Raw genomic sequence first — 11,790 nt, forward strand, 5'->3', positions numbered from 1 at the left:
TCAGAGAATGCCGATGACTTTCGCTTCGAACGTCAGACTCTGCCCCGCAAGCGGGTGATTGAAATCAAAAAGCGCGTACGTGTCACCGAGCTCCTTGAGCACGCCCGCATAGCGGCCGCCGCTCGGGGCGTTGAATTCGACGACATCGCCGGGCACATAGGTTTCGCCAAGGTTCGACTGCTTGCGCAAGGTCGTCAGCGACACCCTCTGGATCAGTTCGGGGTTGCGTTCACCGAACCCTTGCTCGGGGGTTAGCTGAACGGTCGAGTGGTCACCCACTGCCATGCCGATCAGAATCTGTTCCAGCGACGGCGCGATCTGCCCCGCTCCGATCAACAGGGTGGCAGGTTTGTCGGTGAAGGTGTTGGCGATGTCGGCGCCGTCCGTCAGCGAGAGACGGTAGTGAAGCGTGACATGGGAGCCAGCCTGGATGCGTGCGGTGTCAATGACGGTCATGCAATGCTCGGCGAAAAACGGGCGCGCGCGACGCGAGCGCCAAACCCGTATTGTAAGCGAGCATCTGGAGGACCGTTCGGAACTCGGCTCGGAAAGAGGGAAACGCGAGGGAAACCATGAGTCAGCAAAGCCTTGCCTTCACGGCACATCATGAAATGGAAGCAGCCCGGTGCGGCGTGCGGCACGGATTCCTGGCGCGGTCCCGGCAGACCGAATACGGCGTGCCGGTGCTCGCTCCGACGCCCCGCCCGACCTTCAAGGACTTTCACGCGAAAGATGCCAACCTGCCGCGGGAGCGGCTCGCCGCGCTCGGGGCCGATGCACTGACCGACGCGCAGGTGCTCGCGATCTTTCTTGGCACGGGCGTCGCGGGCAAAACCGCCACCGAACTGGGTGAGACGCTGCTTCGCCGCTTCGGTTCACTGCGTGGCGTGCTATCGGCGCCGCCGGCAGCATTGCGCCAGATCCACGGCATCGGACCCGCGAAAATGTCGCTGCTCCGTGCCATCGGCATCGCCGCCCAACGCTCGCTCGCCGACGAGTTGCGCAAGCCCCGACGATCCGAGACGTCCGAGACCATTCGGGCTTTCATGCAGCACTGGATCGGGTCGTTGCAGCATGAGGTGTTTGTCTGCATCTATCTGGACACCCGCAATCGCATGCTCAACCACGAGATTTGTTCACGCGGCGGGCTAACGCAAACGGCCGTCCATCCGCGCGAGCTCGCGAGAAATGCGCTCGATTGGAACGCGGCGTCGGTCATCATCGGGCATAATCACCCCTCCGGCGACGCCGAACCGAGCCAGAGCGACCTGAACCTGACCAGGGAACTCGCCCGGACCTTCGATACCATCGAGGTTCGCTTGCTCGACCATATCGTCGTCGGCGCCGGATCGATCGTGTCGTTTCACGATCGTGGCCTGCTCTGAACAGCGGCCAGACCCGCCTCGAAGCCGTTGTCAGGCGGGGCGCGGGCGGCTCGCACAGAGCCAAAACAGGGGATTGGGTGCAGTACGGCACAGAACAAACCGAAATTCGGTTTGATTTCTCTGCACTTTTCCAGATATACTTCCGGATTCCTGTTACCCAACCCAATTCATGGCGTTCGCCCGGTAGCACGTGTGTTTGACGGGGCGTACGCGTAACACCTAAGAATTCAAGCTAGGAGTGCTTCATGGCACGCGTATGTCAAGTGACCGGGAAAGCGCCGATGGTCGGCAACAATATTTCCCACGCCAACAACAAGACCAAGCGCCGTTTTCTGCCTAACCTGCAAAACCGTCGTTTCTGGGTCGAAAGCGAAAACCGCTGGGTGCGTCTGCGCCTGTCGAATGCAGGCCTGCGCCTGATCGACAAGAACGGTATTGACGCTGTGCTCGCAGATCTGCGCGCACGCGGTGAAGTCTAAGGAGCACGAACATGGCCAAGGGCATTCGCGACAAGATCAAGCTGGAATCGACCGCTGGTACGGGTCACTTCTACACGACGACGAAGAACAAGCGTACGACGCCGGAAAAGATGCTGATCAAGAAATTTGATCCGGTCGCTCGCAAGCACGTCGACTACAAAGAAACGAAGATCAAGTAAGACGCTCGACCCCAGCGGTCGAGTGATTCAAAGAACCCCGCACTGCGGGGTTTTTTCTTATGTGCGCGACGTTGATGCGCACTCGATTGGATACTCAAAAGTTCGAAGGTGTGCGGCTCGCAGGAGACACGGGCCAGGGTCAACCCAAGTACTGCGCACTGATATCGGGGCACTTGCATCACGGCGCCTCATCCGCGGCGGTGCGTTCCGGGGGACGTCGATCGGGCATGTTGATCGCCCGAAGACCTGTCGGGTCAAAGGCCTGTACCCCGCAGGGTTTGAGCATGTCCGCTAGACTGCCTTCACGGTGTGCAGTCATCGGCCTTGTGTTGATCGGGCCAGGATCAGAGACAAAATAAGATGAACTTCGACGTAGCGATCGTTGGAAGCGGACTTGCAGGCATGTCCGTCGCGTTGAACCTTGCCCAGACACGCAAGGTCGTGATCCTCGCCAAGCGGTCACTGACCGACGGCGCGAGCGACTGGGCTCAGGGCGGCATCGCCGCCGTCCTCGATTCGACCGACAGCATCGAAAACCACGTTCGCGACACGCTGGTCGCCGGCGGGGGGCTCTGTGACGAAACCGCCACACGCTTTATCGTCGAAAACGGTCGCGATGCGATCGAATGGCTGATCGCCCAAGGCGTGCCGTTCACGCGCGACGACGCGGCTGAACTCGGTTTCCACCTCACGCGCGAAGGCGGTCACAGTCACCGGCGCATCATCCACGCCGCGGATGCCACGGGTCACGCCGTCGTGACGACGCTCAACGAGCGTGTGCGCAATCACCCCAACATCACCATTCTCGAAGATCACTTCGCGATCGACCTGATCACGTCGGATCGACTCGGCCTCAAGGGGCGTCGCTGCCACGGGCTGTATGCGCTCGACACGAAGCGCGGTCGCACGGTGACGATCGATGCACCGCATACGGTGCTGGCCACCGGCGGCGCGGGCAAGGTCTATCTCTATACGACCAATCCCGACACCGCGACAGGCGACGGCATTGCGATGGCCTGGCGTGCAGGGTGCCGGATTTCGAATATGGAGTTCATCCAGTTCCATCCGACGTGTCTGTATCACCCGTACGCCAAGTCGTTTTTGATCAGCGAGGCGGTGCGTGGCGAAGGCGGTCTGCTCAAGCTTCCCGATGGCACTCGCTTCATGCAGCATCACGACGAGCGTGCGGAGCTCGCGCCCCGCGATATCGTCGCCCGCGCGATCGACTTCGAAATCAAGAAGCGCGGGATCGACTGTGTCTACCTCGACATCAGCCATCAGTCGCCCGAGTTTCTCAACGAGCACTTCCCGACCATCCTGGCCCGATGCAAGGAATTCGGCATCGACATCACGAAGCAACCGATCCCCGTCGTGCCCGCCGCGCACTATACATGCGGCGGTGTTGTCACCGATCTCGCCGGCCGCACGGATCTCGCTGGCCTGTATGCGGTCGGTGAAACGGCCTACACCGGTCTTCACGGCGCCAATCGTCTTGCCAGCAACTCGCTGCTGGAGTGCCTGGTGATCGGACGCTCGGCTGCCCATTCGATTCTTGCGGATACCGAAGCGAAGCCGGTCGGACCGCACCTTCCCGAGTGGGACGAAAGCCGCGTTTCGGACCCCGATGAAGAAGTCGTCGTCGCCCACAACTGGGACGAGCTGCGGCGCCTGATGTGGAACTATGTCGGGATCGTGCGCACCGACAAGCGCCTCGCCCGTGCGCGTCATCGCATCTCGCTGTTGCGTGACGAGATCCATGAGTACTACGCGCATACGCGCATTGGTCGCGATCTGCTCGAGCTGCGGAATCTGGTCGACGTGGCGTCGTTGATTGTCGAAAGCGCGCGAAGCCGGCGAGAAAGCCGCGGCCTGCACTACAGCGCCGACTGGTCGTCGACGCTGCCGAAGGCGCTGCCGACCGTGCTCGCGCCGCGCCGGATGCGCAACAAGCCGCTGTAGAGTGACCCGGCACGTTTGTGCCGGTGGGTGCTTCCCGCGCAAGATACGTTTGAGCGGCGCGGGGGGCCAGGGAAGCATGCAACGCACATCGCGGGGACAAACTCCGCTGCACGCTACATGCTGCCCGACGCCTGCGTCGAGCCGACAGGTGCGATGCCTAGTCGATGATCCGCATCGAAAAATCGCCGGCCTTCACGTCCTTTGTCACCGCGCCAATCGAGATACGATCGACGCCCGTTTCGGCGATCTGCCGAACGGTATCGAAATTGACCCCACCCGACACTTCGAGCACGGCACGGCCTGCGTTGACGTCGACGCCCTCACGCATCATGTCGAACGTGAAGTTGTCGAGCAGGATCGATTTGGCACCGTGCTCGAGCGCTTCACGCAGCTGCGCGATCGATTCGACTTCGACCTGAATCGACAGATCGCGGCCGAGTTCCGACTGCGCGCGACGCCCGATCGCGAGCGCTGCATCGACCGCCGCCCCCACACCGCCTGCGGCAGCAATGTGGTTTTCCTTGATCAGAATGCCGTCGTACAGCGCGAGGCGCTGATTGTCACCGCCACCGACACGCACCGCATATTTCTGAGCGAGCCTCAGGCCCGGCATCGTCTTGCGCGTATCGAGAATGCGCGCGCGGGTGCCCTCGACCATGTCGACATAGCGTCGGGTGACGGTCGCGACGCCCGTGAGCAGTTGGATAAAGTTCAGCGCGTTGCGCTCGGCCGTCAACAGCGAACGTGCCGGTCCGACCATCTCGCAGACGATATCGTCGGGCACCATGCGATCGCCATCGTGCTTGCGCCAATCGATTTCGATCGATGGATCGACGGAGCGCACGACCTCGTTGAACCAGGGCACACCGCACAGCACGGCATGTTCGCGCACGATCACGCGCGCGCGACGTGGCGCGCCCTCAGGAACGAGAAGTCCCGTCAGATCACCCGTGCCGATGTCTTCGGCAAGCGCATCGGCCACATTGCGCTTGAGCGCGTCGTCCAGTGCCGCGCCGTAGAGTGCGCGGATCTCTTCCCAACGATTCCCCATTTCGTTTTCCGTTCGCTAACAGTCAGTGCGTGCGCCGGTCACCGACGCACGGGGCGGGTTCCATGAACCCCGAACCCCTCTGCAGGTGCTTATTGCAGGGGCCTCTCGCAGGTATCTCTTAACGCCGCCTTACGCAGGGCCGACGTTCGTGAAGAGCGCCGCGTCTTTTGCCAGATCGCCGCTCGCCTTGACGACCTTGTTCTTGTTGGCCGCGAAGTCGAGCATCCGGTCGATCGGCAGACGTGCTCGCACGCCGATCTTCGGATCGACATGGATTTCGTTGCGACCGTGCTCCAGCACCTCCGCCAGATTCGCCAGGCCGTTCATCGCCATCCAAGGGCAATGCGCGCAGCTCTTGCACGTGGCGCTGTTACCTGCTGTCGGCGCTTCGATAAAGACCTTGCCTGGCGCTGCCGCGCGCATCTTGTGCAGGATGCCCAGATCCGTCGCGACGATGAATTCCTTCGCATCGAGCTCCTGCGTCGCACGAATCAGCTGAGTCGTCGATCCGACGACGTCGGCCAGCGCGACAACGCTCGCGGGCGATTCCGGATGCACGAGGATCTTCGCGTCCGGGTGCTCCTTGCGCAGCAACTCGAGCTCGATACCCTTGAACTCGTCATGCACGAGGCACGAGCCCTGCCACAGCAGCATATCGGCGCCGGTTTGCTTCTGGATGTATGAACCGAGATGTCGATCCGGGGCCCAGATCAGTTTCTCGCCGCGCTCGTGCAACGTGCGAACGATATCGAGACCGATCGACGACGTCACCATCCAGTCAGCGCGCGCTTTCACGGCCGCGCTCGTATTCGCGTACACCACCACCGTACGGTCCGGATGCGCATCGCAGAACGCCGAGAAATCGTCGATCGGGCAACCGAGGTCGAGCGAGCATGTCGCATCGAGGTCGGGCATCAGCACGCGCTTTTCCGGGCTCAGGATTTTGGCCGTCTCGCCCATAAAGCGCACGCCGGCGACGATCAGGGTCTGCGCCGGATGATCGCGTCCGAAGCGCGCCATCTCGAGCGAATCGGCAACGCACCCTCCGGTTTCCTCGGCGAGATCCTGCAGGTCACCATCGACATAGTAGTGCGCGACGAGCACGGCCTTTTCGCGCACCAGCAGTTCACGGATTCGCGCCTTCAGCGCGGCTCGTTCTTCGATCGACGGCGTATCGGGCACGCGGGCCCAGGCCTGTCCGACGCCACAAACGAGACCCTGCGCTTGCGGACGATCGAACTCGATCGTTTTGACTGACTGTTCCAACATGATGTCCCCTGATTCCGCTGGGTATGACTCACACAATGCCAAAAAACAAAAAACCCCGCGTCGGCGGGGTTATTCGTGGGAGGCCAATACGATTATTTTTCGCATCGCGGGGCGTTGGCCAGCCCGGGATGCGTACAGCGACGACGTAATGCAGAGTGTAGCGGATTCCGTCGTCCGAGTTCGATAGCCACCCGGTGCACATTCAGCTGCAAGACACGATCCGGACCCGGCTTCCGCCGCATCCGGATCGATCAAGCATTACGCGTAGCGGCGCAGACGGCCCGCGAATTCACGCAGTGCGACGATGCCGCTCTCTTCCGCGCGGTGGCACCACGCCTGAAGCTGTTGCAGCAGTTGTTCACGCGACGTGTTCGAGCGCGCCCAGATCGCTGCGAGTTCGACGCGCATCTCGTGATACGTCTTCAGTGCGTTGCTGTGCTCGAGGATGTTCGGCAGTTGCAGCTTTTGCGGCTCTTGAAGGTCTTCGGTGTCCTTGTGGAACCACTTGCGCGCATTCTTGAGCGCCAGGTATTTCTCACGACCACCCATTTCCTTCAGATGCGCGAGTTCCTGACGATACGCACGCTTGACCGTCTTCGCGTAGCTCGCCATCACTTCGTAGCGATTCGCGAGGACCACCTGCAAGGTGTCGAGGTCCACCAGCGCCTTGCGGTCGCCGAGCTTCGGCGTCGGCGCAACCTTCTTGACTTTGGCCAGCTTCGCGTACGACAACAGGCAGATATACATCCAGCCGATGTCGAACTCGTACCACTTGTTCGACAGCTTGGCCGACGTCGCGTACGTGTGGTGGTTGTTATGCAGCTCTTCGCCGCCGATCAGAATGCCGAACGGGATCAGGTTCGTGCTCGCATCTTCCGAATTGAAGTTGCGATAGCCCCAGAAGTGACCGAAGCCGTTGACGACACCCGCCGCCCAGAACGGAATCCACGCCATCTGCACGGCCCACACGGTCAGACCGACGATGCCGAACAGCGACACGTCGATGACCATCATGAGGCTCACGCCAAGAATCGGGTAACGCGTGTACAGATTGCGTTCGATCCAGTCATCGGGCGTGCCGTGGCTGTACCGGCGCAGCGTGTCTTCGTTCTTCGCTTCCGTGCGATAGAGTTCGGCGCCTTCAAGGAACACCTTCCAGATACCGCGGGTCTGCGGGCTGTGCGGATCTTCTTCGGTTTCGCACTTCGCGTGGTGCTTGCGGTGAATCGCGGCCCATTGGCCGGTCAGCATGCCCGTCGTGGTCCAGAGCCAGAAACGGAAGAAATGCGAAACGATCGGGTGCAGATCCAGCGCGCGGTGCGCCTGGCATCGATGCAGGTAGATCGTCACGCCCGCGATCGTCACGTGCGTGACGGCGAGCGTAAACAACACAATCTGCCACCACGAGTAATGCAGCAGACCGTTGGAAAGGAAATCGGTAACGGCGTAGACCAAAATGGAGCCTCAGTCGATAAGCAGCTGGGATCGGTTGCCAGGCCTGAACAGATCAGGCGGAATGTGGACGTCCGGCGCACAACGCGGGCGACGGCTGCCCGACGTCGCGAGCGCTGATTTTACAGGATCGATCTCGATTTGCTGTGAAAAAAAACCTATAAAAATTAGGCATTTCCGTGCGACTTAATGTCGCAGCGGGTAAACGCCGATCGTCGGAGCCCAAATTCAGCCGGAGGATCGGGCAATTCTTACCGAAACCGGCGTTTGACTGCGATTTGCGCAAATCCGCCGAGTCGGCGAATCGGATACTTCGGGTATGGACCTGCCTTTTGCGACGCGGTTCCGCGAAATGTAAGGTTCAATCGACGACCGAATCACGGCGACGCGTGGGGTCATTTTCGGACAAACGCCGTCGCAACGCGCCCGGTTTACCCGGTGTCGCGCGAGCGCGACGAAACTCCGCTGCGCCTTCCGGCATCGACAGATCGACGATTCATTGCTCCGCCAAACGATTCATTTAAAGTACGGCATCGACCCGACGTGAGCTTCAGGCCGGCAGGCGGCTGAGACACGGGACGGTCCCGACGGCTCGAACCACCCGATGTTCAACTTTCTTTTGCGTTTTCGCGCCCGCCTGCAGGCGCTGTTCCGCTTCTCGGAAGCGCACACGATGCTGCTCTGGGCGTGCGTCGCCGGCTTTGTCGGCGCTTTTGCGACCGAGGCATTCCGGGAAGGCATCGACCTCGCTCAGTGGGCGATCCTGCGGCGCGACGGCAGCCTCGTCGATATCGCGCGCCACTTGCCCTGGCCGGTCCGCGTCGCCCTCCCCGCCGTCGGGGGTGTGATCGCCGGCGGGTTCCTCGTGCTCGCCCGACGCCAGCCCGGAGATCGCGCCGCCTCCGACTACATGGAAGCGATCACGATCGGCGAAGGCCAGATCCCGGTACGTCAAAGCCTGCTGCGCAGCGTGTCGTCGCTGTGCACGATCGCCTCGGGCGGTTCGATCGGGCGCGAAGGCTCCATGGTCCATCTTGCCGCACTCGGCGCATCGGTGATCGGGCGCCTTCGACGGCTCGACCCGCCGCGCTTGCGCCTGCTGATCGCGTGCGGCGCCGCGGCGGGGATCACCTCGGCGTATAACGCGCCGATCGCGGGCGCCTTCTTTGTCACGGAAATCGTGCTCGGCTCGATCGCGATGGACAGCTTCGGCCCCATCGTCGTCGCGTCCGTGGTCGCGAACATCACGATGCGCAGCTTGCCGGGCTACCACCCGGCCTACGAAATGCCAGCGTTCCCGACGATCTTTGGTACCGAATCGCTACTGTTTGTCGCGCTCGGCATGATCGCGGGTGTGCTTGCACCCGCTTTTCTGCGCGTGCTCGACACGGCGAAGTCGCTGTTCGGCAAGACGGGATGGCCCCTTCCGATACGGCTGGGCGTTGGCGGGCTTGGCGTGGGCGCGCTGTCGATCTATGCGCCCGAGGTGTGGGGCAATGGCTATAGCGTCGTGAACTCGATCCTGCATTCGCCATGGACCTGGACGGCGCTGGCGACCGTGCTCGCGTTCAAAGTGGTGGCGACTGCGCTCACCGCAGGCTCGGGCGCGATCGGCGGTGTGTTCACGCCGACGCTCTTCGTCGGCGCGACGATCGGCGCGATCTACGGCCTCGGCGTACACGCGATCTGGCCGAACGGCACGTCCGCGCCTTTTGCCTATGCGATGGTCGGCATGGGTGCGTTCCTCGCCGCGGCGACGAGCGCACCGCTGATGGCGATCCTGATGATCTTCGAGATGACGCTGAGCTATCAGGTCGTACTGCCGCTCATGCTCGCGTGCGTCGTGGCGTATTTCATCGCACGGTCGCAAGGCGAAACGTCGATGTACCAGGTGATCATCACGCGCAACCGCTCACATCAGGAGCGCGTGCGGCTTCGCGCGACGCAGATGCGTGAACTGATCCGGCCTGCGGATACGGTGATCGATGACACGGCCCCCTTCTCGGACATCACGCGGATCTTCCTCGAATACCCGGTCAAGTATGTCTACGTCGTCAATGGATCGGGATGCTTCAGAGGGGTCGTGGCCCTGCAGGACGTGACGTCCGTGCTGCTGCGCCGCCAGGACACCGAATCGATGCGCGCGGCCGATCTGCTGCGCGAAAAGTTCGACTACCTGACGCCCGATATGACGCTCGGACAGGGCTTCCAGCATTTCATGATGCATCAGGGCGAGCGCCTGCCCGTGATCGAGAGCGACGCACAGCCGACCCTGCTCGGCGTCGTCTACAAGTCGTCGCTGCTCGACGCGTACGGGAAGATGGATAACGCGCAGGTTTGATGTCGCGCGCGCTGGCGCTTCGGCATGACGATGGCGTTCCGCTGCCAGTCTGTCGATCTCGACCCAGCCCCAAGCGCCTGCGCCCTACAGCGCCAGGTCTCGGGCACGAGTGACTGAATCGGCCGTCCGCTATCGAGACGGCCGTCTTGGTACTCAGTCGGCCGTCTCGCTGTCGAGGTCCTCTTCGTCCGATGCTTCGGCAACCGCCGTATCGGGCAACTCTTCGATCTCGAGGTCTTCGGCATCCGCATCCGCCGCAGCCTCGGCGCCCTTCTTGCCCTTGGCCGGCTTGATGCGCTCGAGCACGGCGGCGAAGAACCCGTCCGTGCCGTGCACGTGCGGCCACAGCGACAAATAGTCGCCGGTATCCAACGCGATCTTCTGGTCGGCCAGCACCTTCGAAGCCGGGACGAGCACAAAGTCCGGATGCGCCGCGAGAAACTCGCTGACGATCGCTTCGTTTTCGGCCTCGAGGATCGAGCACGTCGCGTACACCAGACGGCCGCCCGGTTTCACGAGCCGCGCCGCATTCGCCAGAATCGACGCCTGCTTCGGCGTCAGTTCCTCGAGCGACGACGGCGACTGACGCCACTTGAGGTCGGGATTCCGACGCAGCGTGCCGAGTCCGCTGCACGGTGCGTCGACGAGCACGCGATCGATCTTGCCAGCCAGACGCTTGATCTTCGGATCGTGCTCGCTGTCGATCAGCACGGTGTGAACATTCGACAGCCCGCTTTTCGCCATGCGCGGCTTGAGCTTGGCGAGGCGGCGCTCGGAAATATCGAAGGCATAGAGACGGCCCGTCGAGCGCATTGCCGCGCCCAGCGCCAGCGTCTTGCCGCCTGCGCCCGCGCAAAAGTCGACGACCATTTCGCCGCGCTTCGCGCCGACGAGATGGCAGAGCAGCTGGCTGCCCTCGTCCTGCACTTCAAACCAGCCGTCTTCGAACGCCTTGAGACGATTGACCGGAGGCTTGCCTTCAACGCGAACGGCGTTCGGTCCGTAGGGCGTCTCGCCCGCCTCGATACCCGCTTGTTCGAGCGCATCGAGCACCTGCTCGCGCGTGGCCTTGAACGTGTTCGCACGCAGGTCGAGCGGTGCGGGGTAATTGAGCGCCGCGGTCAGCTTTGCGAGCGCCTCGGGCTCGAAGCGCGCCGCGAGCGGCTTCTCGATCCAGTCGGGCAAGTTCATGCGCACGCGCGCCGGCAAGCTCGCGGGATCGATCTTCGAAATCCGGTCGAGCCATTCGGCCTCGTCCGCCGACACGAGCGGCAGCAGCGCCGTACGCCCAATCGTCTGCATCAGACCGAGCAGAATCAGGCGTCGCGCCGGCGACCCCGTGCCGCTTTCGGCCAGGTGCGAAAACTCGCTGCGACGGCGCAGCACGGCGAACACCGCCTCGGCGATCACACCGCGTTCGGCGTGACCAAGCTTCGGATGCTCGCGGAAAAAGCGGCTCGTCGTCGCATCCGCCGGACCCTTGAACTCGAGCACTTCAGCAAGCAGGGTTTCAGCCTGACCGACGAGGAAACCGTGCACGCGCGTGCCACCCTCGGTGCGCGTCGACGGCGTCGACTTCGATGTACGGTCGCCAGCGCGACGCAACGGCGAGGCCTTCGAACCGCCACGGCCGCCACCGGCCGGCTTTGAACCCGCTCCACTGCGTGCGCCGCTA

Annotated in this window: 10 protein-coding genes; 5 read left to right on the forward strand and 5 right to left on the reverse strand. The window is 62.6% G+C overall.

Annotated features, from left to right (window positions below; translation table 11 throughout):
- Positions 1-456, reverse strand: coding sequence for an FKBP-type peptidyl-prolyl cis-trans isomerase (locus tag ACMFWR_RS16440; protein WP_413192663.1), 456 nt, complete (start codon positions 454-456; stop codon positions 1-3).
- A gap of 116 nt (positions 457-572) precedes the next feature.
- Here ACMFWR_RS16440 and radC point away from each other — a divergent pair, with 116 nt between their 5' ends.
- The 4 genes from radC (at position 573) to nadB (ending at position 4,002) form a co-directional block, all read left to right on the forward strand.
- A complete protein-coding gene (gene radC / locus ACMFWR_RS16445; protein ID WP_413192664.1) occupies positions 573-1,385 on the forward strand; it encodes a RadC family protein in 813 nt (270 codons plus the stop codon).
- Between the two features lie 245 nt (positions 1,386-1,630).
- Positions 1,631-1,864, forward strand: coding sequence for a 50S ribosomal protein L28 (rpmB, locus tag ACMFWR_RS16450; protein WP_175102725.1), 234 nt, complete (start codon positions 1,631-1,633; stop codon positions 1,862-1,864).
- An 11-nt stretch (positions 1,865-1,875) separates the two neighbouring features.
- Entirely contained in the window at positions 1,876-2,043 is a 168-nt protein-coding gene (rpmG, locus tag ACMFWR_RS16455; RefSeq protein WP_121086009.1) for a 50S ribosomal protein L33, read from the forward strand.
- A gap of 360 nt (positions 2,044-2,403) precedes the next feature.
- Positions 2,404-4,002 carry an L-aspartate oxidase gene (gene nadB, locus ACMFWR_RS16460; protein WP_413192665.1) on the forward strand — a complete coding sequence of 533 codons (1,599 nt, stop codon included), beginning with the start codon at positions 2,404-2,406 and terminating at the stop codon, positions 4,000-4,002.
- Between the two features lie 157 nt (positions 4,003-4,159).
- Here the strand turns inward: nadB and nadC are convergent, their stop codons facing one another.
- The 3 genes from nadC to ACMFWR_RS16475 form a co-directional block, all read right to left on the reverse strand.
- On the reverse strand, positions 4,160-5,053 hold the full coding sequence (nadC, locus tag ACMFWR_RS16465; protein WP_413192666.1) for a carboxylating nicotinate-nucleotide diphosphorylase: 894 nt from the start codon (positions 5,051-5,053) through the stop codon (positions 4,160-4,162).
- 129 nt (positions 5,054-5,182) lie between these two features.
- The gene (nadA, locus tag ACMFWR_RS16470; RefSeq protein WP_413192667.1) at positions 5,183-6,322 is read right to left on the reverse strand and encodes a quinolinate synthase NadA; all 1,140 of its coding nucleotides are present in this window, start codon (positions 6,320-6,322) and stop codon (positions 5,183-5,185) included.
- A 258-nt stretch (positions 6,323-6,580) separates the two neighbouring features.
- Positions 6,581-7,777, reverse strand: a complete 1,197-nt coding sequence (locus ACMFWR_RS16475) for a fatty acid desaturase (RefSeq protein ID WP_413192668.1) — start codon at positions 7,775-7,777, stop codon at positions 6,581-6,583.
- A 601-nt stretch (positions 7,778-8,378) separates the two neighbouring features.
- Here ACMFWR_RS16475 and ACMFWR_RS16480 point away from each other — a divergent pair.
- Complete coding sequence (locus ACMFWR_RS16480; protein ID WP_413192669.1) at positions 8,379-10,115, forward strand: ClcB-like voltage-gated chloride channel protein; 1,737 nt, start codon at positions 8,379-8,381, stop codon at positions 10,113-10,115.
- Between the two features lie 153 nt (positions 10,116-10,268).
- Here ACMFWR_RS16480 and ACMFWR_RS16485 read toward each other — a convergent pair whose 3' ends face one another.
- Complete coding sequence (locus tag ACMFWR_RS16485) at positions 10,269-11,654, reverse strand: RsmB/NOP family class I SAM-dependent RNA methyltransferase (protein ID WP_413194933.1); 1,386 nt, start codon at positions 11,652-11,654, stop codon at positions 10,269-10,271.
- Between the last annotated feature and the right edge of the window lie 136 nt (positions 11,655-11,790).

Source organism: Pararobbsia alpina, assembly GCF_965118125.1.
In the GTDB taxonomy this organism is placed as follows: Bacteria; Pseudomonadota; Gammaproteobacteria; order Burkholderiales; family Burkholderiaceae; genus Pararobbsia; species Pararobbsia alpina_A.

Excerpts from the sequence above, each read along its gene's own strand:
- ACMFWR_RS16440 (WP_413192663.1), bottom strand. The coding sequence starts at position 456 with ATGACCGTCATTGACACCGCACGCATCCAGGCTGGCTCCCATGTCACG.
- radC (WP_413192664.1), top strand. The coding sequence starts at position 573 with ATGAGTCAGCAAAGCCTTGCCTTCACGGCACATCATGAAATGGAAGCA.
- rpmB (WP_175102725.1), top strand. The coding sequence starts at position 1,631 with ATGGCACGCGTATGTCAAGTGACCGGGAAAGCGCCGATGGTCGGCAAC.
- rpmG (WP_121086009.1), top strand. The coding sequence starts at position 1,876 with ATGGCCAAGGGCATTCGCGACAAGATCAAGCTGGAATCGACCGCTGGT.
- nadB (WP_413192665.1), top strand. The coding sequence starts at position 2,404 with ATGAACTTCGACGTAGCGATCGTTGGAAGCGGACTTGCAGGCATGTCC.
- nadC (WP_413192666.1), bottom strand. The coding sequence starts at position 5,053 with ATGGGGAATCGTTGGGAAGAGATCCGCGCACTCTACGGCGCGGCACTG.
- nadA (WP_413192667.1), bottom strand. The coding sequence starts at position 6,322 with ATGTTGGAACAGTCAGTCAAAACGATCGAGTTCGATCGTCCGCAAGCG.
- ACMFWR_RS16480 (WP_413192669.1), top strand. The coding sequence starts at position 8,379 with ATGTTCAACTTTCTTTTGCGTTTTCGCGCCCGCCTGCAGGCGCTGTTC.